At 71.0% G+C, this 24,138-nt stretch carries 23 protein-coding genes and 1 pseudogene; 11 read left to right on the plus strand and 13 right to left on the minus strand.

The window, feature by feature from the left end; translation table 11 throughout:
• Window positions 1-26: 26 nt before the first annotated feature.
• Together ACFO0C_RS39665 and ACFO0C_RS39670 are read right to left on the minus strand one after the other, a co-directional pair.
• Window positions 27-989 (minus strand): S-4TM family putative pore-forming effector, encoded by a 963-nt coding sequence (locus tag ACFO0C_RS39665; RefSeq protein WP_378071955.1) that lies wholly within the window; start codon window positions 987-989, stop codon window positions 27-29.
• A gap of 89 nt (window positions 990-1,078) precedes the next feature.
• The gene (locus tag ACFO0C_RS39670) at window positions 1,079-2,077 is read right to left on the minus strand and encodes an LLM class flavin-dependent oxidoreductase (RefSeq protein ID WP_378071956.1); all 999 of its coding nucleotides are present in this window, start codon (window positions 2,075-2,077) and stop codon (window positions 1,079-1,081) included.
• A 78-nt stretch (window positions 2,078-2,155) separates the two neighbouring features.
• Here ACFO0C_RS39670 and ACFO0C_RS39675 point away from each other — a divergent pair, with 78 nt between their 5' ends.
• Window positions 2,156-3,019 (plus strand): L,D-transpeptidase, encoded by an 864-nt coding sequence (locus tag ACFO0C_RS39675; protein ID WP_378071957.1) that lies wholly within the window; start codon window positions 2,156-2,158, stop codon window positions 3,017-3,019.
• Window positions 3,020-3,148: 129 nt separating this feature from the next.
• Here the strand turns inward: ACFO0C_RS39675 and ACFO0C_RS39680 are convergent.
• Window positions 3,149-3,362 (minus strand): annotated as a pseudogene (locus ACFO0C_RS39680) (helix-turn-helix domain-containing protein); the annotation flags it as partial.
• A gap of 234 nt (window positions 3,363-3,596) precedes the next feature.
• Here ACFO0C_RS39680 and rho point away from each other — a divergent pair.
• Both rho and ACFO0C_RS39690 read left to right on the plus strand, forming a co-directional pair.
• Window positions 3,597-4,682, plus strand: a complete 1,086-nt coding sequence (gene rho / locus ACFO0C_RS39685) for a transcription termination factor Rho (RefSeq protein ID WP_378071958.1) — start codon at window positions 3,597-3,599, stop codon at window positions 4,680-4,682.
• A gap of 86 nt (window positions 4,683-4,768) precedes the next feature.
• A complete protein-coding gene (locus tag ACFO0C_RS39690; protein ID WP_378071959.1) occupies window positions 4,769-6,316 on the plus strand; it encodes a PP2C family protein-serine/threonine phosphatase in 1,548 nt (515 codons plus the stop codon).
• Window positions 6,317-6,356: 40 nt separating this feature from the next.
• Here the strand turns inward: ACFO0C_RS39690 and ACFO0C_RS39695 are convergent, their stop codons facing one another.
• The 6 genes from ACFO0C_RS39695 to ACFO0C_RS39720 form a co-directional block, all read right to left on the minus strand.
• Window positions 6,357-8,708 (minus strand): rhamnogalacturonan lyase family protein, encoded by a 2,352-nt coding sequence (locus ACFO0C_RS39695; protein WP_378071960.1) that lies wholly within the window; start codon window positions 8,706-8,708, stop codon window positions 6,357-6,359.
• 74 nt (window positions 8,709-8,782) lie between these two features.
• Window positions 8,783-9,172, minus strand: a complete 390-nt coding sequence (locus ACFO0C_RS39700) for an ATP-binding protein (protein WP_378071961.1) — start codon at window positions 9,170-9,172, stop codon at window positions 8,783-8,785.
• On the minus strand, window positions 9,165-9,539 hold the full coding sequence (locus tag ACFO0C_RS39705) for an STAS domain-containing protein (RefSeq protein WP_378071962.1): 375 nt from the start codon (window positions 9,537-9,539) through the stop codon (window positions 9,165-9,167). Before ACFO0C_RS39705 ends, ACFO0C_RS39700 begins: the two co-directional genes overlap by 8 nt.
• Before the next feature lie 37 nt (window positions 9,540-9,576).
• Window positions 9,577-10,338, minus strand: coding sequence for an N-formylglutamate amidohydrolase (locus tag ACFO0C_RS39710; protein ID WP_378071963.1), 762 nt, complete (start codon window positions 10,336-10,338; stop codon window positions 9,577-9,579).
• Between the two features lie 38 nt (window positions 10,339-10,376).
• Window positions 10,377-11,378: a glutamine synthetase gene (gene glnII / locus ACFO0C_RS39715; RefSeq protein WP_378071964.1), complete on the minus strand. Its 1,002-nt coding sequence runs from the start codon at window positions 11,376-11,378 to the stop codon at window positions 10,377-10,379.
• A gap of 164 nt (window positions 11,379-11,542) precedes the next feature.
• Entirely contained in the window at window positions 11,543-12,373 is an 831-nt protein-coding gene (locus tag ACFO0C_RS39720; RefSeq protein ID WP_378071965.1) for a LysR family transcriptional regulator, read from the minus strand.
• Window positions 12,374-12,447: 74 nt separating this feature from the next.
• Between ACFO0C_RS39720 and ACFO0C_RS39725 the strand changes: the two genes are divergently transcribed.
• Genes ACFO0C_RS39725 through ACFO0C_RS39735 form a run of 3 tightly spaced genes read left to right on the plus strand, consistent with a single transcriptional unit; the run spans window position 12,448 to window position 15,723 of the window.
• Window positions 12,448-13,110, plus strand: a complete 663-nt coding sequence (locus ACFO0C_RS39725) for a type 1 glutamine amidotransferase domain-containing protein (RefSeq protein ID WP_378071966.1) — start codon at window positions 12,448-12,450, stop codon at window positions 13,108-13,110.
• Window positions 13,111-13,153: 43 nt separating this feature from the next.
• Entirely contained in the window at window positions 13,154-14,014 is an 861-nt protein-coding gene (locus tag ACFO0C_RS39730) for a universal stress protein (RefSeq protein WP_378071967.1), read from the plus strand.
• Window positions 14,015-14,067: 53 nt separating this feature from the next.
• The gene (locus tag ACFO0C_RS39735; RefSeq protein WP_378071968.1) at window positions 14,068-15,723 is read left to right on the plus strand and encodes a methyl-accepting chemotaxis protein; all 1,656 of its coding nucleotides are present in this window, start codon (window positions 14,068-14,070) and stop codon (window positions 15,721-15,723) included.
• Window positions 15,724-15,823: 100 nt separating this feature from the next.
• On the opposite strand, the gene ACFO0C_RS39740 is transcribed toward ACFO0C_RS39735, so the two are convergent.
• Complete coding sequence (locus tag ACFO0C_RS39740) at window positions 15,824-16,291, minus strand: response regulator (RefSeq protein WP_378071969.1); 468 nt, start codon at window positions 16,289-16,291, stop codon at window positions 15,824-15,826.
• Between the two features lie 261 nt (window positions 16,292-16,552).
• On the opposite strand from ACFO0C_RS39740, the gene ACFO0C_RS39745 reads away from it, so the two are divergent.
• On the plus strand, window positions 16,553-17,473 hold the full coding sequence (locus ACFO0C_RS39745; RefSeq protein ID WP_378071970.1) for a siderophore-interacting protein: 921 nt from the start codon (window positions 16,553-16,555) through the stop codon (window positions 17,471-17,473).
• A 21-nt stretch (window positions 17,474-17,494) separates the two neighbouring features.
• On the opposite strand, the gene ACFO0C_RS39750 is transcribed toward ACFO0C_RS39745, so the two are convergent.
• Window positions 17,495-18,850, minus strand: a complete 1,356-nt coding sequence (locus ACFO0C_RS39750) for a hypothetical protein (protein WP_378071971.1) — start codon at window positions 18,848-18,850, stop codon at window positions 17,495-17,497.
• Window positions 18,851-18,944: 94 nt separating this feature from the next.
• On the opposite strand from ACFO0C_RS39750, the gene ACFO0C_RS39755 reads away from it, so the two are divergent.
• On the plus strand, window positions 18,945-19,247 hold the full coding sequence (locus ACFO0C_RS39755; RefSeq protein WP_378071972.1) for a protealysin inhibitor emfourin: 303 nt from the start codon (window positions 18,945-18,947) through the stop codon (window positions 19,245-19,247).
• Window positions 19,248-19,253: 6 nt separating this feature from the next.
• On the opposite strand, the gene ACFO0C_RS39760 is transcribed toward ACFO0C_RS39755, so the two are convergent.
• Window positions 19,254-20,753 (minus strand): alkaline phosphatase D family protein, encoded by a 1,500-nt coding sequence (locus ACFO0C_RS39760; protein WP_378071973.1) that lies wholly within the window; start codon window positions 20,751-20,753, stop codon window positions 19,254-19,256.
• Window positions 20,754-20,934: 181 nt separating this feature from the next.
• Between ACFO0C_RS39760 and ACFO0C_RS39765 the strand changes: the two genes are divergently transcribed.
• The 3 genes from ACFO0C_RS39765 (at window position 20,935) to ACFO0C_RS39775 (ending at window position 23,403) form a co-directional block, all read left to right on the plus strand.
• Window positions 20,935-21,483 carry a hypothetical protein gene (locus ACFO0C_RS39765; protein ID WP_378071974.1) on the plus strand — a complete coding sequence of 183 codons (549 nt, stop codon included), beginning with the start codon at window positions 20,935-20,937 and terminating at the stop codon, window positions 21,481-21,483.
• A 97-nt stretch (window positions 21,484-21,580) separates the two neighbouring features.
• Entirely contained in the window at window positions 21,581-23,065 is a 1,485-nt protein-coding gene (locus ACFO0C_RS39770) for a polysaccharide biosynthesis tyrosine autokinase (protein WP_378071975.1), read from the plus strand.
• Window positions 23,066-23,169: 104 nt separating this feature from the next.
• Window positions 23,170-23,403, plus strand: coding sequence for a hypothetical protein (locus ACFO0C_RS39775; RefSeq protein ID WP_378071976.1), 234 nt, complete (start codon window positions 23,170-23,172; stop codon window positions 23,401-23,403).
• 44 nt (window positions 23,404-23,447) lie between these two features.
• Here the strand turns inward: ACFO0C_RS39775 and ACFO0C_RS39780 are convergent, their stop codons facing one another.
• The gene (locus ACFO0C_RS39780) at window positions 23,448-23,885 is read right to left on the minus strand and encodes a CBS domain-containing protein (RefSeq protein WP_378071977.1); all 438 of its coding nucleotides are present in this window, start codon (window positions 23,883-23,885) and stop codon (window positions 23,448-23,450) included.
• Window positions 23,886-24,138 lie beyond the last annotated feature (253 nt).

Below are 24,138 nucleotides of genomic sequence, written 5' to 3' on the forward strand. Positions count from 1 at the left end.
CGGCTCACGAACCGGCCCGGACGCCGTCAGGGGCGGCGGTGGGTCCGCATGTCCAGGCCCGCGTCGATCAGGGAGCGGCGCATCTCGGCCAGCCCGGCGGTGAAATCGCTGCTGTCCTGGAGGTAGTAGCGGCGGAAGAACCACGACGGGACCCGGGGCGCCCGGCGGCGCGTCAGGAACAGCTGGTCCTGGACCTGCCGGGCCATCAACCACAGATCCTGGCGGACCGCCGGCTGCTGGCTCGACGGCGCCGCGTGCAGACAGCGGGCCCTCGACCAGCGGGCCACCCGGCGGCGATCGGTGAAGATGCCACGCTGCTCACGGAAGGTGTCCCAGCCGAGCATCAACAGACCCAGCGACGGTACGCACCACTGCACCAGGAAATCGGTGACCGTCGAACCCCGGAGCATCGCGGTGCACAGGCCGAACGCGGTCCAGGCGAGCAGACCGGCCAGGACCGTGCGGGCGTAGCGGCGGCGGACCCGGCCGCCCCAGGCGAGGTTCTGCTGCTGGCGGGCCAGGACGTCGAACGGGATGGGCATGTTCGGCATCGCGTAGGACGCCCGCAGCGAGTCCTCCGAACCACGGAACCGGCTGCTCAGCTTGTGCACGTCCTCGGCCGGCACCTCGTCACCGGCCAGCACGTGGTTCCAGCCCAGGTGCAGGAGCCGCACCTCGAACGTCTCCTGCAGCAGCGCCGCCCGGAACAGCTCCCGGTGCGCCCACGAGGCCAGGCCCAGCGAGTAGATCAGGGCCCAGAGCGCGCCGGCGACGGTGACCGTGATGCTCAGCGAGCGGGTGAACGGCGTGGCGTTCAGCGAGCCGGCGAGGATGGCCAGCAGGCCGGTCACGGCCAGCGCGACCGAGATGGCGATCCTCAGCGCGGCCAGTCGTTGCACGCGGGCGTGCGACACCGCCATCGCACGGAGAAGGTGACAGAGCGTGGGGTCCAGCTGCCGCTGCCGCACCACGGACCTGCGATCGGACATGCGCGCCACCGCCTGCCCAGAGAACTGATCTGGTACGCCAAGATTAGCCCCGATAAATAGCCACGTTCATCTATTTTTCCAGATGGCGGCTATGTTGCTCGCCAACCGAGGGCCGGACCGAGGTGCCCCGCCATGTCGGTGAGGATCTGTTCGTAGTCGTCGTGCTCGAAGGTGAACGGCAGAGCGAAGGCCACCTCGTCGATCTCACGGAAGGCGGCGCGCTCGTTCAGCCGCTCGGCGATCTCGGCCGAGGAGCCGACGATGTCCGGGGCGAACATCATCCGGGCCGGGCCCTGGGGCTGCGCCGTGCGCGGGGTGCGCTTCTCCGCATACTCGCGATATTTCGCCACCTGGGCGGGTGTGGCGTTGTCGGTGGGGATCACCACGAGACCCTGCGAGACCCGCGCGCCGTCACCGTCCGGGTGATGAGCCCGGAAGGTGCGGATGTGGGACAGCTGGATCCGGTCGAAATCCTCCGACTCCTCGGCCTTCACGACACTGCTGGTCAGGAAGTTCATGCCGTGCTCGCCGGCCCACCGCGCCGAGCGCAGGCTGCCCCCGCCGTACCAGAGGCGGGACGCGAGACCCGGGGCATGCGGCTGGACCCGGTCGGAGAACTGTTCGAACCCCTCGAAACCGGCGAACGAGGTCTGGGGCTCACCCCGTACCGCGGAGAGGAATCGCTCGACCCGGGTGAAGCTGAAGTCCTCCGCGTCGGCCGTGTCCGGATAGATCGCGTCGCGGACGCGCTCGTAGTTCATCGGCGGGCCGACGCTGATGCCCGGGTTGAGCCGGCCGCCGGAGAGGAGGTCGACGGTGGCCAGGTCCTCGGCCAGGCGCAGCGGATTCTCCCAGCCCAGCGGGGTGACCGCGGTGCCCAGCTCGATGCGGCTGGTGCGCTGGCTCGCCGCGGCGAGCACCGCCACCGGGGAGGAGATGCCGAACTGGAGGTGGCGGTGGCGCAGCCAGGCGCTGTCGAAGCCGAGGCGCTCCCCGAGCTCGATGATCTCCAGGGTGGACTCGTGGCCGCGGCGCGGATCCGCCTCGTCGAACAGTCCGATGGTCAGGAAGCCCAACTTGCGCAGCATATGATCATGCTAGTCCGGCATTGTTGCAGCGGTTGACGGCATTGTTGCGCCGTTCGTGGCCGACGCTACCCTTGGCGCATGCTTGCCGGCCGGACCCGACGGAACCTGCTCATGCTGACGGCGATCGTGCTGGTCGTCGCCGTTCTCGTGGGCATCCGCCTGTCCCGCGGCAGCGACCCGGACCCGGCACGGCTGGCCCAGCCGACCGTCTCCGCCGCGACCCCCTCGACGGCGGCCGAGCCGTCACCGGCGGTGCCGCCGGCCGCTGAGCCACCCGCCGACCTGCCGGTCATCGCCTACGCGAAAGGCCCGCGCGGCCTGCCCGCCGACCCGGAGCCGGGTTCGGTGGTGCCGATCACCGAGGCGCTGCGGCCCGAGACCCAGATGGCGCTGTACGACGCGCCCGGCGGCCGGCCCCGCGCCTTCCTGCCGGCGCGGATCAGCGGCCTGCCGGTGGTCGTCCCGATCGTCGCCCGGGAGAACGGGTGGGCCGCCGTCCTCGCGCCGTCGTCCAACCGCACCATCGGCTGGGTTCCCGAGGCCGGGTGGAGCCCCGAGCCGCTGCGTGACCAGATCGTCGTCAGCCTGGCCGAGCGCCGGATGACATGGCTGCGCGAGGGCGAGGAGCAGGCCCGGTGGAGTGTGGCGGTCGGCGCCACGAAGACGCCGACACCGCTCGGCCGCACCTTCGTGCTCGGGCGTACGGGCACGTCCGGCGCCGTTTACGCCGGGCTGGACGCGCTCGTGCTCGGCTCGGTGCCCGAGGAGCCGGAGAAGCTGGCGGCCAGCCTGCGAGGCGCGCACACCGGCATCCACGCCTGGACGAACACGTCCGCCTTCGGCCGGGACGTCTCCAACGGTTGTGTGCGCACCCCGCCCGCCGGCATGCGGAAACTACTGGCCCAGGTCGATCCGGGCACGCCGGTCGTCGTCACCGCCTGACGGCGACCCGGGACGCCGTGGTCGCGCAGACCATCCAGCGGGCCGCCGAGCACCGCGGGCCCCGTCCCCGGTCAGCTGCCAGGCTGGTGATGGTCCGGGACGCCGGGACGGTGTGCCGCAGCATCTCCTTGCGCACCTCGTCGAGCAGATCCGGCATCGGCAGGCCCAACGCACGGCAGATGGCCGCCAGCACCTCCGACGACGCCTCCTTCGTGCCGCGCTCCACCTCCGACAGGTATGGCAGCGACACCCCGGCCGCCGCGGCCACCTCCCGCAGAGTGCGACCCTGACCAAGCCTGATCCGCCGCAGAACCGCCCCGATGACCCGCCGCAACAGTGGCATCCCGGTCTCCCTCCCCGCGTGTCCGTCCGCAGCCATCATCGCCGGAATCGTCGCGCGGTGCTAAGGTGGGGCCAACTCCGATCCCGGATGCAGGCGAATCAGATCGCCCCCGATGATCGAAATCTCCCGGCGCCGTTCGACAGCCCGGGCACTTCTCCCGGCACCACAGCCGGCCTCCCCTGTATCGGCGTCGCAGCGCCACGCACGGCGCCCCCACCGAATCGAGTCCCACCCATGTCCGAACCCGTACCTGTCGACGCCCTCGTCGACATCACCGACGACCGTGCCTGCCTGCGCCCGCACGGCTATGCACCCTCCCCCACCGACCTCCCCCTGGCCCGCGGCGAGACCCGGCGACTGCACCTCCGCCGCGGCGACCGGGTGACCGGCACCTGGACCACCGACCGGAAACTCCTGCTGACCTCGGTGAACGGCCGGCCACCGGGCCCACGGCCGGACTTCTACCAGTCCACATCGGTGCATCCGCACGACCGCCTGCGCCTGGAGACCGACCCGAACCGCCTGACCACCCGGGTCCTGGACCTGGTCATGCCGATCGGCAAGGGCCAGCGCGCCATCATCGCCGCACCCCCGAAGGCCGGGAAGACCACCGTCCTGCACGACATCGCCGACGCGATCACCCGCAACCATCCCGGCTGCCACCTGATGGTGCTGCTGGTCGACGAACGCCCCGAGGAGGTCACCGACATGCGCCGCACCGTCAAGGGCGAGGTCGTGGCCTCGCCCTTCGACCGCCCGCCCCACGAGCACACCGCCGTGGCCGAACTCGCCGCCGAACGCGCGAAACGCCTGGCCGAACAGGGCGAGGACGTGATCCTGCTGCTCGACTCGCTGACCCGGCTGGCCCGCGCGTACAACCTGGCCGCCCCGGCCCGCGGCCGCACACTCTCCGGCGGGCTCGACACCACCGCCCTGCACCCTCCGAAACGCCTGCTCGGGGCGGCACGCGCCCTCGACGCCGGCGGATCGGTGACGATCATCGCCACCGCCCTCGTCGAGACCGGCTCCGCCATGGACAACCTCATCTACGAGGAACTCAAGAGCACCGGCAACGCCGACCTCAAACTCGACCGGGCGCTCGCCGAATCCCGGGTCTTCCCCGCCGTCGATGTGGCCGCCTCCGGCACCCGCCACGACGAGAACCTCCTGCACCCGGCCGAACTCCCGCCGGTGACCCATCTGCGACGCGCCCTGACCGGCGCAAACCCCCGCGACGCGATGCCCGGCTTCCTGAAGCGGCTGCGCTCCAGCACCTCCAACGCGGCGTTCCTGCAGACCCTCATCCGGTACGGCCAGTAAGCCGCCGTCCGTCCTCCGACCGACACCCGGGTGACGGTGGACCACGGCAGGGCCCGTGGGAAACGTTCCACCGATAGGCTGCCCGGATGGCGGATGAGGCCGTGGTGCGGGAGTTGCTCGCCGCGATTCCGGTGGGCTGCACCTGGGCGCTGCCGGTCCGCGGGCCGGACGGCTCGATCACCGATTTCCGGATCGCCGCGACGAGCGACACCATCCGGGACGTCTTCGGCCGTGGCACGCAGCGCATCGACAGCCTGATCGGCGAGCTGTACCCGCAGGTGATCGGCGGCCCGCTGTGGGATCTCTACCTCGAGGTGATGTCCACCGGTGTCTCCGGCCGGATGGACGAGTTCCGCTTCGAGGAGAGTCGCTCGGGCGTGATCGCCGAGTCCCGGTTCGAGATCAGCGTCCACCGGGTGCTGGGCGGGTTGCTGATCTGGTGGCAGCGGGTCGACGAGTACCAGCGACGGCTGGAGCACACCGAGGCGCTCGGCAGTCTCGGCTGGTCCGAGTTCGACCTGACGACGGGGCGCGCCGACTGGTCCCCCGGGATGTACCGGATCTTCGACCGGGATCCCGCCGCGGGACCGCTGTCGCGGACGGATCAGGCCCGCGCGATGCTTCCCGACGACCGGGGCATCTCGGAAGCGGCCTGGCAGACCCTGGACAGCGGTGCCACCTCGGACGTGACGGTCCGATTCCACATCGGTGAGCGGGTGAAGCACCTGCGGATCCTGTCCGACGTGGCCCGGGACGCGTCCGGCACGCCGGTGAAGATCTACGCGGTGGTGCAGGACGTGACGGCGCGGGTCGACTCCCGTACCGAGATCGAGTCGTTGAGCGACCGCCTGCGGACCCGTGAGATGACCGCCCTGGCCGAGCATCGTCTGGCCGGCCAGCTGCAGAACATGATCCAGCCGGTGCCGAGGGCTCCCTTCGAGCTGGCCGGCCTGGAGGCGATGGTCAGTTATCTGCCGGCGGAGAGCGCTGCTCGGGTGGGCGGCGACTGGTACCACGCACAGACACTGCCGGACGGCCTCGTCGCCCTGGCGATCGGCGACGTCGCCGGGCACGGCCTGGAGGCCGCCAGTGGCATGGCCCATCTGCGGTTCGCGCTGGTGGCGTGGCTGTCGATCGGTATCCGCGAGCCCGGTGAGCTGCTGCGGCACATGAACCGGCTGTGCGCGCAGCTCGGCATCACCGGCACCGCGCTGGTGGCGATCTACGACCCCCGGACCCGGAGACTGCCGTGGGCCAGGGCCGGCCACCCGCCGCCGATGCTGGGCCGGGGCGGCCGCGGCACCGACCTGGAACGCCCGCCGGGCCTGTTGCTCGGCGCCGAGCCGGAGGTCGACTTCCCGACGACGAGCACCGACCTGGAGCCGGGCGACCTGATCCTCTTCTACACCGACGGCCTGGTCGAACGTCGCGACCGGGGCGTCGACGGCCGCTCGGCGGAGATCCGCGCACACCTGTCGTCGGTCTCCGCCGATCCGGGCCCGGAACCCTTGGCCCGCATCCACCGGATGCTGTACGCCCCGAGCCCCGACGACGACACGTGCACCCTCGCCGTCCGCGTGCTGACCACCGGTGTGTTCCCGGTGGCGAGCGAACCGGGATCGCCGGAGAAGTGATGCCCCGGCGCGGGGTGCGCCGGGGCCTGGACGGGGTGGGTCAGCGGACGTAGATGTCGGGCTGTGCGGGGGTGGTCATGCCGTCGCCGAGGAAGAAGCTCGGGTGCGGGGGCTGGTTGTAGGCGGTGTTCTGCCAGGCGATGGCCACCCGGTACTGGGAGTCGTGCATCAACGTGTGGATGCGGCGGTCGGTGGGGGTCGGGGTGCTGTAGATGCGCAGCGCCGAGGAGTCGGACAGGCGCCAGACGATCTCCTCGCGCCAGTCGCCCAGCAGGTCGCCGGAGACGGCGGGGGTCTGCTTCGTGCTGTTGTTGGAGGCGACCCCGGAGGCGGTCAGCAGGCGGGTGTCGGAGCCCGTGCCGTACTTGTCCACGCGCGTGGCGTCGACGAGTTCGCGGACCGGGTCGGCGTCCCACCAGGCGAGGAAGTTCGTCGACGACGGCTTGCGGCCCAGCGCCGCGCCGGTCGCGCTGGTCAGGGTGGACACCGACGAGGACCAGGCCTCGGCGCCGGGGCTGCCGGCGTAGACGTCGCCGGCGACCGCCCGGCCGTTGTCACAACCGCACGAGGCGTGGGACCAGATCACCGCGCCGGTACGGCCGTCGAGCATCGCGTCGGTCGGCTGGGAGGTGGACTCGGACGGACGGTACACCTCGATGCCGGCCCGGGCGGGGATCAGGTCACCGACGTGCAGGGAGTCGCCGTGGCCGAGGCCGCTGCGCCACATCAGGGTGCCGTTGTCGTTGATCGCGGCGGCGCCGTAGATGATCTCGTCCTTGCCGTCGGCGTCGGTGTCGGCGATGGACAGCTGGTGGTTGCCCTGGCCGTAGGCGCCGACGTTGCTGTTGCCGGAGTCGTAGGTCCAGCGGCTGGTGAGCGTGCCGTTGCGGAAGTCCCAGGCGGCGATCACGGCACGGGTGTAGTAGCCACGGGCCATGATCAGCGACGGGCGGGCGCCGTCGAGGTAGGCGGTGCCGGCCAGGAACCGGTCGACCCGGTTGCCGTAGCTGTCGCCCCACGACGAGACGGTGCCGCGGGCCGGGGTGTAGTTGACGGTGGAGAGCGCGGCGCCGGTCTGGCCGCTGAACATGGTCAGGTATTCGGGACCGGACAGGATGTAGCCGGACGAGTTGCGGTAGTCGGCGGTGGCGGAACCGATGGTCACGCCGGTTCCGGAGACCGTTCCGTCGGCGGTTTTCATGGCTACTTCCGCTTTGCCGTCGCCGTCGTAGTCGTACACCTGGAACTGGGTGTAATGCGCGCCCGCGCGGATGTTGCGGCCCAGGTCGATGCGCCACAGACGGGCGCCCTGCAGGGTGTAGGCGTCGACGTAGACGTTGCCGGTGTAGCCGGACTGCGAGTTGTCCTTGGCGTTAGACGGGTCCCACTTCACGACGATCTCGTAGTCGCCGTCGCCGTCCACGTCACCGACCGACGCGTCGTTGGCCGAGTAGGTGTAGGCGACCCCGTCCGGCGTCGTGCCACCGGCCGGGACCTGCAATCTCACGTCGAGGTAGCCGTTGGCGAAGGTCAGTGACGCGGGCGAGTCGGCCTGTTCGGTGCCGTTGACGACGGCCCGGACCGTGTAGGAGGCGTTCGCGGCCGCACCCGCGTCGAGGTAGTTCGTCGAGCCGGTGACCGGCGACGAGTTCAGCCTCGTGCCGGCGCGGTAGACGTTGAAGCCGGTCGACGGTGCCTCGGTGCCGAGCAGCCGCCACGACACCAGGTTGGCGCTGCCCGAGCGGACGCTGATCAGGCCGCGGTCGAGGTCCTCCATCTGGCGGCCGGTGGCCGGTGGCGTGGACGAGGTGGCCGTCGGGGTGGCCGTCGGGCCGGAGACGTAGTTGAAGCTCCACTGCATGCGGGCGATGTCCGAGCAGGTCTCCTGCACGATCGGGTTGTTGCCGGCGGTGGAGCCGTCCTTGTTGCTGACGCACAGGCCGGTGGCGACGCTCTTGACCAGGAACTTCCCGGTCGCGGCGGTGGAGGCGGTGAAGGTCCAGAGCTGGTTGGTCTTGGTGCCGTCGCCGCAGCCGTACTGCTGGAGCTGGAGGCCGGAGGTGGTGCCGGCGGAGGGTACGTCGACGCACCGGCCGCTGTTGCCGTTGGCCAGGTTGAACTGGCCGTTCGCCTGGGCGACGGCCTTCCACTGGTGGTTGGTCAGCGCGGCGTTGCAGGCGGTCTGGACGAGCGGCGCCGAGTTGTCCGCCGAGGCGCCGGTGACGTCCACGCATTTGCCGCTGGATCCGGAGGCCAGAGTGTAGACACCGCCGGCGACCGGGGTCGTCGCCGCGTCCGCCGGGAGCATGGACACGGCCACGAGTCCGGCCGGCACGGCCACCGTCAGGACACCGGCGGCGACCAGGCCGTGGCGTCGTCTTGAGGGGAACATGGGGATGTTCCTTTCGCATGGGGATGCAGGGGACACCGTGTAGATGCCGCACCGACCACGCGACTACAGAAACTTCATAGATTCAGGCAGATTCGTACGAGCGTCCCGCCGGGCACCGCTGTGGTGTAGACGGCGTCGCAGACCCGTTCGACGATGGCCAGCCCCCGGCCCCGGACCGCCTCGGCGGCCGGCATGGCGCGACCGAACGGGCGGTCCGGGCCCTGATCGACGACGTCGCAGACCAGGCGGCCGTCCTCGGCCCAGATCCGGATGTGGCCGCCGCCGCTGGTGTGCTGGAGCGTGTTGGTGGTGAGCTCGCTGACCGCGAGGGTGAGCACCTCTATCCGGGTCTCCGGCAGGCCGAGCGCGAGCGCCCGCTCGGTGACGAAGACACGGACGCGACGGAGGTCGTCGGGAACCTCGTAGAACATGCCGTCGACGGCCTCGGCGGAGAGGTCAGACATGGCGGCGCTCCTCGGCGGGGGCGCCCAGCAGCGTGTCGAGGCCGGTGATCTCGAGGACCGCCGCGACCGGGCCGGCCGCGTTGATCACGTAGACGTGCCCGCCGGTCTGCTTGGCGGCGTGATGGGCGGTGATCAGGCTGTGCACCCCGCTGGAGTCGATGAACGTGAGGCGGGCCAGGTCGACGAAGACGGCCCGGGCCCGGTGCACCGCGTCGAGCAGGACGGCGGTCAGATGCTCCCGGGTCGACAGGTCGCACTCACCGGTCAGGGACACCGTGATCCGGCCGCTCGCGGCGGAGGTCCGCGCCTCGAAGTTCGCCATCGATCGCCGTGCCCTTCCCGGCGGCCGCCCGCCTGCCTCGGCCATCATGTCATCCTTGCCACGAAATAGGTGCGATCGCCGGTCAGCCCGTCCGGGGGACGGTATCGACGAGGGTGGCCAGGGCCCGGGCGATGCGTTCGAGACCGCCGGTGGGCGCGCCGCCGGGTTCGATCATGTACTGGTCACGGCGGACCTCGACCATCAGCGCCTGGACGGCGGGGTCGCGGTGGTAGTACTCGAGCGGGACGTAGCATCCGGCGAACGGGCTGTTCAAGCCGGTGTCGCCGAACGCGGACCGGGCGGCGGCGATCAGCGGTTCCGGGGTGTGGAACGGGTCGGTGCCGAGGCACACGGGTGGGCGGGGGCCGTCGCCGTGCAGTTCGTAGGGCAGCCGCGCGGTCGGATAGGAGTGCACGTCGAGCACCAGCGCCCGCCCGGTGGCGGCCAGACGTCGCCCGGTGAGGGTGGTCATCGCTTCGGCGTACGGCTGGAAGAGGGTCTCCAGGAGGATCGCGTCGCGGGCCGGGTCATCGGCGCGCAACCGTCGCCCCGCGTGGCCGTGGGTGTAGACCGGGCCCATGCCGACGGCGAGCATCTCGTCCTCGACGAATCGCTCGGGGTCGACGACGAGCCGCGACAGCCGGTTCACGAAGATCCACGGCCGTTTCTCCGCGAGGTCGGCGGCACGAAACGCGATGAGATCGGTGTGCGCGTCGGTCAGCTGATCCAATTCCTCCGCGACCATTTCAGGAAATAGCCCGGATTCGACGATTTGCCGGGAGGAATGCGGAACGTGCAGGATCACCGGCGACGTGGAATCGCCGGGAAGAACGTCGAAAGCCACCGCGCGAGCGTACGCGCGGTGGCTTTCGAAGAGACCGATCAGGCCAGCTCGGAGCAGATCGTGTCGATCAGCAGGCGGGTGACCACGTACGGGTCCACGTTGGCGTTCGGACGACGGTCCTCGATGTAGCCCTTGCCGTCCTTGGCGACCTGCCACGGGATGCGCACCGACGCGCCGCGGTCGGAGACGCCGTAGCTGTACTCGGTCCACGGGGCGGTCTCGTGCAGGCCGGTGAGGCGCTGGTCGATGCCGGCACCGTAGCCGTCGACGTGCTCCTGGCGCTTCTTGCCCAGCGCCTCGGCACCCGCGATGATCGCGTCGTAGCCCTCACGCATGGCCTTGGTGGAGAAGTTGGTGTGCGCGCCGGCACCGTTCCAGTCGCCCTTGACCGGCTTGGGGTCGAGGGTGGCGGAGACGCCGTGCTTCTCGGCGATGCGGTAAAGCAGCCAGCGGGCCACCCACAGCTCGTCGGCGACCAGCGGAGCGCCGACCGGGCCGATCTGGAACTCCCACTGACCGGGCATGACCTCGGCGTTGATGCCGGAGAGGTGCAGGCCCGCGGCGAGCACCGCGTCCATGTGCTCCTCGACGATCTCACGGCCGAAGACCTCGTCCGCGCCGACGCCGCAGTAGTAGCCACCCTGCGGGGCCGGGTAGCCGCCGCCGACCGGGAAGCCGAGCGGGCGGCCGTCCTTGAAGAAGGTGTACTCCTGCTCGATGCCGAAGATCGCCTCCTGGTCGGCGTACTTCTCGGCGACCGCGCGGAGCGGGGCGCGGGTGTTGGTCGGGTGCGGGGTGCCGTCGATCAGCTCGACCTCGCACAGCACGAGGATGTTGTCACCGCCCCGGATCGGGTCGGGGCAGACGAACACCGGCTGGAGAACGCAGTCGGACTTGTCACCGGGCGCCTGGTTGGTGCTGGATCCGTCGAAGCCCCAGATGCCGGGCTTCTCGCCGGGGGCGAGGATCTTGGTCTTGGAGCGCAGCTTCGCGGTGGGCTGGGTTCCGTCGACCCAGAGGTACTCGGCCTTGACAGCCATTGTGCGTTTTCTCCTCAAACTGGCGTACTCGGGGCGTACTCCGCTAAGCCTGAACAACACTGATAAACAGGTGGTAAACCCAGGCCCGGCGCGAGGACGATATCCGCCTCAGATCAACTCCTTGTTTCCGATCCCGCACCGTGGATGGGTGATCCCGGTAACGTTCACCAGTTACCAGCCGCCGAAATCAGGGCGTCACGGACACCGCCCAGATCCCGGGCCGCGGTCCGGGTGGCCAGATAGAGCGTGTTGATCGGCGGATCCTCGGTCGGCATCAGGTCGACGAGCGCCCCGGACCGCAGTTCCTCCTCCACGAGGTACCGCGGCAGCACGGTCGCGCCGACCCCGGCGACCGCCGCGGCCCGCAGAGCGCGCAGATCCGGTACGACCAGGGCCGCCCGCCTCGGTGGCGGCACACCCAGCACGTGCCGCCACCAGCGCCGGATGATCGGCAGTTCCTCGGCGTAGGCGAGGAGCCGGGAGAAGTCCACCCCCGGTGCCGCGACCAGCACGAACTCCTCGTCACACAGCGGCTCGGCGTGCAGCCCGGCGCGGCGCGGGCGGATCGCGCTGACCACCAGGTCGAGCCGCCCGTCGGACAGCTCGGCGAGCAGGTCGTCGGCCAGGCCGAGGCGCACCCGGACGTCGGTACCGCCCGCGATCACCCCGGCCAGCGCGGGCAGCACCCGGGCACTCATCAGCTCGGCCGGTCCACCCAGGTGCAGGGTCCGCCCGGCGGCCGGCAACCCGAGCAGCCCGGAGGCCACCCCGGCGAGCGCGTCCATCGGCCCGTCGAGACGCCGGGCCAGGTCGTCGGCGACCGCCGTCGGTGTCACGCCCCGGGCTCCGCGGACGAACAGCGGCTGCCCGATCCGCGCCTCCAGGCTGCGCAACTGGCCGGTGACGGTCGGCTGGGACAGGCCGAGCGACTCGGCGGCACGGGTCATCGTGCCGGCGCGGTAGACGGCCAGGAAGGTATGCAGCAGATCGAGCACGACATCAGTATTCCTATTGCCGGCATCAGGTTTTCTGTTGGTTCCCGATGGCTCCCCGGGGGCATGGTTCAGGCATGACGACGAACACGATCCTGATCGGCCTCACCAGTCACGGCGACCTGGGCGGCCTGCGTTCCACCGGCTACTACCTCCCCGAGGCCGCCCACCCGTGGCGGGTCTTCAGCGATGCCGGCTACACGGTCGAGTTCGCCTCGGTGGCCGGCGGCGAGCCCCCGGTCGACGGCGCCGACCTGTCCGACCCGGTGCAGCGGGAGTTCACCGAGCAGGTCGATCTGACGGGCACGCCACGGTTCGCCGACCTCGACCCGGCCGGCTACGACGCGGTCCTGTTCGCCGGCGGCCACGGCGCCATGTGGGACTTCCCGTCCGACACCGCCCTCGCCGGGTTCACCCGTGACCTCTACGAGCGCGGTGGCGTGGTGGCCGCGGTCTGCCACGGGCCGGCCGCCCTGACCGGGCTCACCCTCTCCGACGGCACGCCGCTGGTCGCCGGCAGGCAGGTGGCGGCGTTCACCGACAGCGAGGAGAGCGCCGCCGGGCTCACCGAGGTCGTGCCGTTCCTGCTGCAGAGCCGTCTCGAGGAGCTGGGCGCGAAACACACCGGCGCCGCCGACTGGCAGCCGCACGTGGTCACCGACGGGCGCCTGGTCACCGGGCAGAACCCGGCCTCCTCGACAGGAGTCGCCGAAGCCGTCGTGGCGGTCTTGAAGAAGTGACGCCGACCCACGACGATCAGGGGAGGACGTAGGAGGAGGCGCCGTGGCCACTCAGCGGATCGTCGTGGGTTATGACGGCTCGCCCGACGCGCGCAAGGCCGCACGATGGGCCCTCGACGAGGCACAGCGCACCGGCGCCACAGTGGAGCTGCTCTACGCCTACGAGTGGCCGAGTTACGTCCCCGCCGCCGCGATGATGCCGGCCGCCGCGGTCTATCCCGACGCCGACACCGACGACGCGGTCGGCGAGATGCTGGGCCGGGCCCTGGAGACGGCCGCGACCACCCACCCGTGCGTGCGGTTGCGCACCCGGGTCGAGCACGGCACGGCCGCGGTCGCCCTGGCCCAGCGCAGTGCCGAGGCCGCACTCGTGGTGGTCGGCGGTCCGCGGCACTCGCCGGTCCGGGCCCTGCTCGGTTCGACGAGTGGGTCGGTGAGCGCGCACGCCCGCTGCCCGGTCGTGGTGGTGCGGGGCGAGCCCCGTGACACCGATCCGGTGGTGGCCGGGGTGGACGACTCGCCGGCCGCCGCCACGGTTCTCGGGTTCGCGTTCGAGCAGGCCGCGGTCCGCGGCGTGGCGGTCCGGGCGGTGCACGGCTGGCCGGCACCCGGCGGCGGCGACCTGCTCTGCGACGCCAACCTGAGTGCCGTCGCGGCCGAGCGCCGTCGCCTGGAGGCGGTGGTGGACTGCTGGCGCGGCCGGTTCCCGCACGTCCCGGTCAGCGCCGAGGTCCTGGTCGGTGCGCCCGGCGAGGTGCTGGCCGAGGCAGCGGCCGGCGCGCAGCTCGTGGTGGCCGGGGCACGCGTCCGGCGGGCGCTGCGGGTGACCTTGCGCCCGTCGATCGGCCGGCACCTGCTGCATCGGGCCCGGTGCAGCATCGCTCTCGTACACGGCGGCCGCTAGCCCTCCTGGGCAATCTGCCAGAATTCACCCGTAACGGCTCCTACAGTGAGGTGATGCAGCAGGACACCGCCCCGACGCCGATCCGGCGCACATTGCTGGAACGCGTCCTCGGCGACCGCAGCCTGCTCATGAAGAGCACTATCGCCGCCGCCTGCGTGGCCCTCGTCGCGGTGGCCGTCACCGCGGTAGCCCTCACCCGGATCGCCACCCTCCGCGACAGCCTCCAGGACATGAAGAACCAGCATGTCGACAGCATGGAACTGATCGCGAACATGCGTTACGGCCTCACCGAGTGGTTCCGCAGCGCCCTCAAGTACAACGCGGGTGTCACCGGCAACAACCCCGACCTCAAGCAGATGGGTCTCGACGACAAGACCGCGGCCGCCGCCAGGATCGACGACGCGCTCGCCGCCTACCGCGAGATCGCCACCGAATCCGGCGCCACCGACCGGCTGGAGAAACTGGCCGCCTTCACCGACGCCGTCGAGTACCACCGTGCCCTCAGTAACGTGATCATCTTCCGGGAGGCGCCACCGGCCGGCTTCGAGATGCCTGCCCCGCAGGACATCCTCGCCGCCTTCAACAAGGGCGACGCCGGGATGGCCACCGCCATGAACGATCTGCAGGCAGCCGAGGAGGCCGACGCCGACGCGATGGCCAAGGAGGGCAACGACGCCTACCACCGCGCCCTGTGGATGACGCTCGGCGGTCTCGCCCTCGGTTTCGTCATCGCCGCGTTCGTCGGCATCGGCGTGATGCGCCTCATCAAACGGCAGCTGGCGACCGTCTCCGCGGCGCTGCGCGCGGTCGCCGACGGCGATCTGACAGTGCCCGCCGAGGTCCGCTCCCGCGACGAGCTGGGCCGGATGGCAGAGGCCACCAACCGCGCCCGGGAAGGCCTGCTCACCAGCGTGCGTCAGCTCAACCACGGCGCCGAGGTCCTCAGCGACGTCACCCAGCGCCTCACCTCGATCACCACCCGCCTGGACGCGGAGGCCCGTGAGGCCTCCGAACAGGCCGGCCTGGTCGCCGGCACGGCCGGTGAGGTGTCGGCGAGCGTCCAGTCGGTGGCCGCCGGCTCCGACGAGATGGGCGCGTCCATCCGCGAGATCTCCGAGAACGCCAACAACGCCGCCCAGGTGGCCTCCGGCGCGGTCGGCGTCGCCCAGACGACCAACGACACGGTCGCCAAGCTCGGCACGTCATCGGAGGAGATCGGCAACGTCGTCAAGGTGATCACCGCGATCGCCGAGCAGACGAACCTGCTGGCCCTCAACGCCACCATCGAGGCGGCGCGGGCCGGTGAACTGGGCAAAGGCTTCGCGGTCGTGGCCACCGAGGTCAAGGACCTGGCGCAGGAGACGGCGAAGGCCACCGAGGACATCGCCCGCCGGGTCGAGGCCATCCAGGCCGACACGTCCAGTGCCGTCGTCGCGATCCAGGAGATCTCCCGCATCATCTCGGAGATCAACGACTACCAGGTGACCATCGCGTCGGCCGTCGAGGAGCAGACCGCGACCACCAACGAGATGTCCCGCAGCATCGGCGAGGCGGCCAACGGCAGCTCGGTCATCGCCGGCAACATCAACGCCGTCGCCAGTGCCGCCCAGGCCACCACCGCGGCGCTCGGCGAGGCCGAGTCGTCGGTCAGCGAACTCACCCAGGTGGCCGGCGAGCTTCGCGAGGTCGTTCAGCGTTTCCGGGTCTGAGCGCACCCCGTCCTTTCCGGTACGGGGCGGGTAGCCGTACAAAGAAAAGGTCCGCCTGCCGGCAATGCGGGCCTGGCAGGCGAACCGTGACCGGAAACGATCAGATGTGGGCAGGGACCAGGTGTTCGACGCGGCGCAGGAGTTCCGCCGGCGTGAAGGGTTTGACCAGGTAGTCCTCGGCGCCGACCATCTCGCCCAGCATCATGTCGGACGGGCTTCCACGGCCGCTGATGATGATCACCGGAATGTGGGCCGTCTGCGGCGAGGAGTGCAGCTCGTAACAGAAGCCGAGGCCGTCGAGGCCGGGCATGGAGACGTCCAGCAGAACCAGCGAGGGCTGCTCGTTGACCGCGAGTGACATGGCGGTGCGGCCGTTGTCGGCCTCGAGGATGCGGTAACCGGCGGCGCGCAGCTTCACGGCTACCAGGTCGCGGATGTCACCGTCGTCGTCGGCGATCAGGACGGTGGGCGGCTGGAGGGCCGCGGCCCAGTCGTCCGCGACCCACGGCAGGGCATCGGCGTCGCTGAACGTCAATGCCGTGGTCGTTGCGGACGGGGTCTGCGGCATGTCATCTCCTTCGAGCGCGGGCGGTTCAGACCCGGCGGGACGCACGGGCGCGTCCCGGACCATGCGGTCGGCGGGACGCACGGATGCGGCCCGGACCGGATGGCCGGCGGGACGCGATGGCCCGCCCTGGGACCGTTCTGATCGGCGGGAGAACGCGGAATCGCAGGATGATCATGGTTGCGAAAGGGGTGCGGAGGGGGCCGGTGATGACACCGGACCCGGCAGCGGTTAGGTTAGGGTTACCTAAACGAGGAGGCGACCGTGACCCAGACCGTCGTGCCGACCGAAGCGTCCCCGTTCCGGTTCTTCCCGGTCGAGGTCGCCCGCATCGTCCGGCTGAGTCCGAACTTCCTGCGGGTGACGTTCACCGGAGACGACCTGAGCCGGTTCGCCGACAACGGGTGGGACCAGCGGATCAAGCTGATCCCGCCGCTGGCTGACTCCGGCCACGAGCACCTGCCGACCGGGCCCGACTGGTACACCCGGTGGCGCGAGCTTCCCGACGATCAGCGCAACCCGATCCGGACGTACACGGTTCGCGACGTTCGCGCCGAGCAGCGTGAGATCGACGTCGACATGGTGCTGCACGGGGTGAACGGCCCGGCGTCGCGCTGGGCGGTGGCCGCCGGCCCGGGTTCGACGATGTGCATTCTCGGGCCCAACGCCGACTTCGCCGGTGGCTCCGGTGGCATCGACTTCCACCCGCCGGCCACGACCCGCCGGATCCTGCTGGTCGGCGACGAGACGGCGGTCCCGGCGATCGCGTCGATCCTGTCCCGCCTGCCGGCGGACACGGTCGGTCACGCGCTGCTGGAAGTCCCGGAGTCCGCCGACCGGCTGGAGATCACCAAGCCGGCCGGCTTCACGGTGACGTGGCTGCCGCGTGACGGCGCCGAGCACGGTGTCGCGCTGATCCCCGCGGTGCGCGAGGTCGCACAGCAGCTGCTCGGCGACTGCACGGCCCCGGCCTCGGCCGCCCTGGAGGATGTCGACGTCGACGCCGGCATCCTGTGGGAGGTGCCGGAGGAGTCGGCGGGTGCTCCGGACGGCTTCTACGCGTGGCTGGCCGGTGAGGCGGCGGTGATCAAGACGCTGCGCCGTCACCTGGTCTCCGAGTGCGGCGTCGACCGGCGTGCGGTCGCGTTCATGGGCTACTGGCGCCTGGGCCGCCCCGAGTGCTGACCGGCCGGGCCGGGCCGGGTCTCAGGTGGTCGGCTCGATCCGGACGAGGCCGGTGACGGTGCCCTGGTAGTAGGTGCGATCGATGACCGTCCCGGCCGTCTGCAGCGGATCGACCAATCCGAACCCGAGGGTCGTCCGATCGCTGACCACCCCGGTGGCGGAGTCGATCGCGGCCAGGCTGAAGGTGTTGAGCAGCCCCTCCTGAACAACCGTGTAGAGCTTGCCGTCAGTGACCGACAGCCGGGGCAGGGCAGCGCTCCTGGTGGCGGTCGTCCAGGTGACCGAGCAGCCGGCCCCCGAAGCGTCCACATCGACCCTGGTCACACCACCGGTGAAGTCGGCATCCGCCGGGACGCTGGCCCCGGCGTCATCCGGCAGCTTCGGGTAGTCGTAGCCGTACGTATTGGTGAGGAAGATGCTGCGACCGACCGCGACGGGTGCGTTCTCGGTACCGCTGGCGGCCTGGTCGGTGAAGAGGGGCCGCACGCAGACCGGGACGGCCGGCCCGTCGGTGGGCAGGACGATCAGGTTGAGGTGTGGATCGGCGTTGTCGGTGATCGCCACGTACTCGTGGCCGGTCACCGGCCCGAAGAACACCGGGGTCGCCCCACTCCCCCAGCTGAGCTGCCCCGGCTTGCGGGCCGCACCGCGATCGTAGGCATGGCGCCACAGCAGTGCCGGCGCGGCCGTCGTGGTGTCGAAGAGGTAGAGGGCATGGTCGCTGGTGACGGCGAACCGGCCGGGCACGGTGGAGATGCTGTTGGCGACCTTCTCCCCATCCGGCAGCTCGTGGGTGGCGATGACACCGGTCGCGGTGTCGACGGCACCGACGGTGCCTGCTGCGGTGACGAACCAGACCCGCCCGTCATAGGCCGGGATCACACCGACCACGGCATCGTCCGCGGCGATCGCGCTCGCCAGCGAGAGGCGTGACGTGACGGTCAGCGAGTTCGACGTGTGCGCGATGCGCAGCAGGTCACGGTTGCCGTCGACGATCACCACCTGGTTCTGCTGGTCGAGGTAGGCGTAGACGCCACCGAGCAGCGAGCCCTTGGTGATCGGCAGGGAGGCGAGGGCGCCGCTGCCGGCCTTGTCGATCAGCTTCAGCACCGGCGCCTGCCCCAGGTATTCGGTGCAGAGCGCGAGCAGGGCCTTGTCGCTGCCGAAGAGCAGGGTCGGGCAGGCCGCGAGCAGGTTGTAGCGGGTCGCCCTGGCACCGCTGCCGGCCGGGCCACGGCCGGTGAAGGTCTTGGCCGAGGCGCTGTCGCCGTGGGTGCTGGCGCCACCCGCCGGCGCGGTGAACGGGTTCTGCGGGGCGGCCGGCCCGGTCGCCACGACGGCGGCCAGCGCGAGGGCGGCGAGCTGAATCGATGTCACGGCGTAAAACCTATAGGCATAGTTGGATATCGGGAAGGCCGGACTGCCCTTGATCTGACAGCGCCCGCGCCGCGCGGATGACACCGTCGCAAGGGTGACCCCTCGCGTACGAGCCGAGCTGCGCCGGACGGGCGGATTCCGGGACCGGTCGCTGCGCGTCGTGCTGGACTCCGCCACCCTCCCCCGCGATCAGGCCGCCCAGCTGGCCCGGCTGGTCGAACAGATCGACCTGACCCGGGTCGGTGCGGAGATCGGTGCCGCCTCCGACGCCGACCTCACCCGCTACCAGCTGGCCGTCGAGTACGGCGGGCGGCACTGGCGCGGCACGGTGGCCGAGCCGTGCGTGCCGGAGGAACTACGCCCCCTCTTGCGGTTCCTCACCAGCGCCGCCCGCTGACACCGGTCAGATCGTGTGCAGGCCGGGCCGCCCGGCCTCGACCACGAACGACGCCGCCGTGGAGACCGCCGCGCCCCGCCGGCTGACCCTCGGCAGCACCCGGAAGTCCGCCCGGATCGCGTGCCGCCCGATCGTGACCATCGTGTACCCCCGCCGTTCCGAGTAGAACTTGATGTGCGGGTTGACGCCCGCCCACGGCACCTCCCGCTTCGAGGTACCGTCCCCGTCAGAGGTGATCGACGTGCAGATCAGCTCGGTGCCGATGACCGCCGAGCCGGGATCACGGTAGTCGGCCAGCAGATCGTTGGCGAACGCCGCGTGCACGTCTCCGGTCAGCACCAGCGGGTTACGCACCCCACGCTGGAGCCAGCCCCGCTGAAGCCGGTCACGGGCGTCCCGGTAACCGTCCCAGGCGTCCATGTTGGCGCCGCCCACGTCGTCGAAGTACCGCGCGAAGAACACCTGCTGGCCGAGCACGTCCCAGACGCTCCCGTGCTGGGCCAGGCCGTCGAGCAGCCATTTCTCCTGGGCCGCCCCGGTGATCGTGCGGTTCGGGGCGTCGGCGGCGGCACACACCTGCCAGTAGTCGCCGCACGGCTGGTCGTCACGGAACCGGCGGGTGTCGAGCATGTGGAAGTTGGCCAGCCGGCCCCAGCGCACCCGGCGGTAGAAGGTGGCCGATCGCAACGGCATGTTCTCGTAGTACGCCCGGTAGGCGGCCGCACGCCGGGCACGCCACTGCGCCGCGGTCAACGCCGGCCGGGTGTTACCCCGTACCAGAGCCGCGTAGTTGTTCTCGACCTCGTGATCGTCCGGCACCACCAGCCACGGGGCGGCGGCGTGCGCGGCCTGCAGATCGGGGTCGGAACGGTACTGCGCGTACCGCCGCCGGTAGTCGCCGAGCGTCACCGTCTCGCCGCCGGCATGCGACCGGACCCGCCCCGTAACCCCGGTGTCCTCGTAGATGTAGTCGCCCAGGAACAGCACCATCCCCGGGTCCTCCTCGGCGATCCGCCGGTACGCCGTGTAGTACCCGTTCTCGTAGTTGGCGCAGGAGGCGACGGCGATCCGCAGTTCCGGGCCGTAGGTCCCGGCGGCCGGGGTGGTCCGGGTCCGCCCGATCGGGGACAGGTGCCCGAGCGCCCGGAACCGGTAGAAGTACGAAGCCCCCGGCTGCAGGCCACGGGCGACGACGTGGACGGCGTGGCCGTCGGTGTACCGCGCGTTCACCGAACCCGAGGCCACGATCCGGGTGAACCGGGAGTTGGGCGAGACCTGCCACTGGACCGTGACGGGCCGGCTCGGCATGCCACCGTGCCCGTCACCGTTGAGCGGTTTGACCGCAAGCCGTGTCCAGAGCACCACGCTCGTCGGGTCCGGGTCGCCCGAGGCGACACCGAGCTGGAACGGGGTCGGGGTGGCGGCGACGGCGGACGAGGGCAGGACGAGCGATCCGGCGGTGGCGACACCGCCGAGCACGAAGTAACGGCGATCGATGCGCGTCATGATGCGTACGATCGGGGCGCCGCATGAATGCGACCGCTGCCGTCCGGATACCCGGGATGACGTGAACCGCAAGAAAGCGGAAGCAATCGCCGAACGCCCGGCCGCCCTGATCGGAACGGGACTTTGCCGGGCTCTTGCCGGAAGACTCAGGACCGGCCGTGGCCTGCCGAACGTCGCCGCCGTGAGCAACCCCCGCTACGTCCTGCGATCCGCCGTGTTCGTGACGGTGTACCTGGCCGCGTTCTTCGGTGTCCTGCTGATCCCGATCCTCCCGCTCGCGCCGGTGGTGGTCGCCGCGGTCTGGCTGATCGCGCAGGCCGGGCACGGGCTCCGCCGCTTCGATGTGATCATGCTGGCCACGACAGCGGCGGTCGCCGCGACGATCCAGGGCGCCGGCCTGATGATGTCGCTGACCGTCGCGGTGTGGGCGGTGCTCCCCGCCCTGCTCTTCGCGGTGCTCGTGGAACGGTGGCTGCCCGGCTACTGGCGGGGTCACGGCGACCGGTTCCGCCGTCCGGCCACCGCGCTTCCGCTGCTCGCCGGTGCCGCGCTGCTGACGGCGGCCGTGTCGGCGGTGATCTGGGGCGTCATCGACACCGGCTCGTCGGCCTCCGACGCCGTCATCCCGTTCGTGCGCGACGCCGCCGTCCTGTTCCTGGCTCCGCTCACCGTCAACACGGTCCGGCGGTTGCGATCGCCGCGCCGGGCCGGGCTGACCGTGGTCCGCTGAGTGCGTCCAGAATCGCCGGAACGATCGACGCGGAGAGTGACCGGACGGTGGAAGAATTCCCGGCCTGAGAGTCAGGCGACGGGGAGGACCACCAGCGATGACGACGTACGGGCGCACCGCACGACTGTTGCGCCGATACGGTCCCTGGGTACTGGTGGTGACCACAGCGGCCGTCGGCACCGCCTGGGGTCTGCACCGGTCGGCACCGGCCGGCTACGAATCCGAGGCCACCGTGCTCGTCGGGACCGGACGTGACCTGGAGGACGAACGCCAGGTCGTCCTCTCCGACCTGGTCGCGCTGCCCGCCGCCGGGCGGGTCGCCCAGGACACCACCACGTTCCTGGACGGCCTGACCGTCGAGGCGGTGCCGGGGGCGAACGTGCTGCGGTTCGTCTACACCGCCGAGAACCCGCTCAGTGCCCGCGTCCGGGCCCGGGCGCTCGTCGAGTCGTACGCCGCCTATCGCGTCGAGACCTCGGTGCTCAGCGAGCCGAACCTGCCCGCCGCACCGGCCGCCCGGCCACTCCTGCCCTACCTGGGTGCCGGTGCCGCCGCAGGCCTGCTGCTCGGCACCGTGACCGCGTTCCTGCGGGCCCGCACCCGCGGCACGATCCGCAGCCGCGAGGACTACGCGCGACTCGCCGGCGCCCCGGTGCTGGCGACCGTCCCCCGCGTCCGGCGCTCCCGTGGCGCCGACGCCCCGATCGCGCTCCGTGAACCCGCGTCGCCGGCCGCCGAGGCCTACCGCTACCTGCGGTCCCGCCTGCTGCCGTCGCTGCGTGATACCGGGGCCACGACGATCCTGGTGACCAGTCCCGGTGACCGGCAGGGCCGTACCACCACCGCGGCGAACCTGGCCGTCACCCTGGCCCGCACCGGCCGCAAGGTGGTCCTCGTCGACGCCGACCTGCGCAACCCGCAGCTGCACCGGGTCTTCCAGGCGCCCGGCGACCGCGGCCTCACCATGCTCCTCGACGGTGACGCCGCGGCCGGCGACGTGCTGGAGGACACCGGGGTACGGAACCTGCGCCTGCTGCCCGCCGGCCACCGTCGTCTCGTCCCCGGTGGCGGCCACGTCGACCTGCTGGACAGTGACCGGATCGCCACGGTACTGCGGTCCGTCCGGGATCACGCCGACGTGGTCGTCCTGGACTCGCCGGCGGTGCTCACCGCCGCGGACGCGATCGCCCTCGCCGCGGTCAGCGACCAGGTGCTGCTGGTCGGCGACTTCGCCCGAACCGGCCGCGAGACGGTCCGCCGGGCCCTCGCCGAACTCGCCGAAGTGGTCCGCGGCAACATCAGGCCGGTGCTGGTCAACGTGCCCCGCAGCGCGGGCGCCCTGATCCCGCACACCCGGCCGGTGACGGCGAACCAGCCGCTCACCCGCGACCGCCTGCAGTCCGACGCCGACGACGTGGCCCCACCCGGCGTGACCTCGCACGCCTATGTGCCGATCGAGGACACCCAGGCCTACCTGTTCACCGATTCCCGCACCGTCGCCGTCCCGATCATCAACGGCACCGCTCCCGAGAGGGTTAGTCCTGTCGGATCGACGACAACGCCCGCGGTGCTGTCGGATTAGCGTCGGCCCTGGAGCGTGAATGAACCGTTACGCAGGGTTGAATCCCACCCCACGACGGGCATACGGCCGAGCAGGCCCTGCGAGTCTCTCCGGAGAGGTGAGCGATGACCACGAACCAGCCCACGATCAGTGAGGTCCCCGCCGACATCAACGGCACATCCGAGCACGCGCGCCAGCGGGTGACCGAAACCGTACGCCGAAATCCCAAGAAGACGGTTACCGCGACAACCCTGGTGCTGGCCGTCGCGGCGGCGGCCGCCGTGCTCGTGAGCCGGCGACGCTCGGCGAAGTCAGCGGCACGGGGACGAAACCGGTTAGCCGCCCTGCTCCACCGGTGACCGAATCCGGTGCCACCGCCTTCAGGGCGGTGGCACCGGCTTTTTCAGACCCGCTCTCCCGTGATGTAGCCGGCCAGGGTGCTCCGCTCGTCCTCGAGCTCCCCGATCCGGTTCTTCACCACGTCACCGATGCTGACGACGCCGCGCAGCGCCCCGTCCACGACGACCGGCACGTGCCGGAACCGCCGCTCGGTCATCAGCCGCTCCACGTCCTCCAGCTGCGCCTCCGGACTGACCGTGCGCACCTGGGCGGTCGCGATCGCACTCACCGGTTCCGTCAGCACCGCCGCCCCGCGCGCCGCGAGAGCCCGCACGACGTCCCGCTCACTGACGATCCCGTCCACCACCGAACCGTCCCGCGACACCACGGCCGCACCGATCCCGTGCTCCGCCAGAACTGCCAACAACCGCTCGATACTCGCATCGGGCTCGACAGTGACCACCTGCCCGCCCTTGACCCGCAGAATGTCGCTGATCCGCATCGTCCCTCCCTCGCACTGGTCCTGCACCGGTCGGCCCCGCGTTACTCACTTCTATGCCCAACCGGAGCCTTCCCTGTCAAGAAGGACAACCTTTCTCGGGTACGGCCACCGCTCCCCAACCGCAAGATCCCAGTCCCCGGCTGCGCCGCGACCGCCCTCGTCGTCGCGTCCCGGAAACACGAAAAGGCCCACCCGATACCCGGGTGGGCCTTTCCATACGTTGAGTCCGGCGGCGTCCTACTCTCCCACACCC

The organism is Actinoplanes subglobosus (assembly GCF_042650585.1).
Lineage (GTDB): Bacteria > Actinomycetota > Actinomycetes > Mycobacteriales > Micromonosporaceae > Actinoplanes > Actinoplanes subglobosus.

What these genes read in the sequence shown, in the direction of transcription:
- ACFO0C_RS39740 (WP_378071969.1), bottom strand. Translation starts at nt 16,291, where the DNA reads ATGCCGCAGACCCCGTCCGCAACGACCACGGCATTGACGTTCAGCGAC.
- ACFO0C_RS39670 (WP_378071956.1), bottom strand. Translation starts at nt 2,077, where the DNA reads ATGCTGCGCAAGTTGGGCTTCCTGACCATCGGACTGTTCGACGAGGCG.
- ACFO0C_RS39735 (WP_378071968.1), top strand. Translation starts at nt 14,068, where the DNA reads ATGCAGCAGGACACCGCCCCGACGCCGATCCGGCGCACATTGCTGGAA.
- ACFO0C_RS39760 (WP_378071973.1), bottom strand. Translation starts at nt 20,753, where the DNA reads ATGACGCGCATCGATCGCCGTTACTTCGTGCTCGGCGGTGTCGCCACC.
- rho (WP_378071958.1), top strand. Translation starts at nt 3,597, where the DNA reads ATGTCCGAACCCGTACCTGTCGACGCCCTCGTCGACATCACCGACGAC.
- ACFO0C_RS39700 (WP_378071961.1), bottom strand. Translation starts at nt 9,172, where the DNA reads ATGTCTGACCTCTCCGCCGAGGCCGTCGACGGCATGTTCTACGAGGTT.
- glnII (WP_378071964.1), bottom strand. Translation starts at nt 11,378, where the DNA reads ATGGCTGTCAAGGCCGAGTACCTCTGGGTCGACGGAACCCAGCCCACC.
- ACFO0C_RS39705 (WP_378071962.1), bottom strand. Translation starts at nt 9,539, where the DNA reads ATGGCCGAGGCAGGCGGGCGGCCGCCGGGAAGGGCACGGCGATCGATG.
- ACFO0C_RS39775 (WP_378071976.1), top strand. Translation starts at nt 23,170, where the DNA reads ATGACCACGAACCAGCCCACGATCAGTGAGGTCCCCGCCGACATCAAC.
- ACFO0C_RS39695 (WP_378071960.1), bottom strand. Translation starts at nt 8,708, where the DNA reads ATGTTCCCCTCAAGACGACGCCACGGCCTGGTCGCCGCCGGTGTCCTG.
- ACFO0C_RS39725 (WP_378071966.1), top strand. Translation starts at nt 12,448, where the DNA reads ATGACGACGAACACGATCCTGATCGGCCTCACCAGTCACGGCGACCTG.
- ACFO0C_RS39675 (WP_378071957.1), top strand. Translation starts at nt 2,156, where the DNA reads ATGCTTGCCGGCCGGACCCGACGGAACCTGCTCATGCTGACGGCGATC.
- ACFO0C_RS39770 (WP_378071975.1), top strand. Translation starts at nt 21,581, where the DNA reads ATGACGACGTACGGGCGCACCGCACGACTGTTGCGCCGATACGGTCCC.
- ACFO0C_RS39665 (WP_378071955.1), bottom strand. Translation starts at nt 989, where the DNA reads ATGTCCGATCGCAGGTCCGTGGTGCGGCAGCGGCAGCTGGACCCCACG.
- ACFO0C_RS39780 (WP_378071977.1), bottom strand. Translation starts at nt 23,885, where the DNA reads ATGCGGATCAGCGACATTCTGCGGGTCAAGGGCGGGCAGGTGGTCACT.
- ACFO0C_RS39690 (WP_378071959.1), top strand. Translation starts at nt 4,769, where the DNA reads ATGGCGGATGAGGCCGTGGTGCGGGAGTTGCTCGCCGCGATTCCGGTG.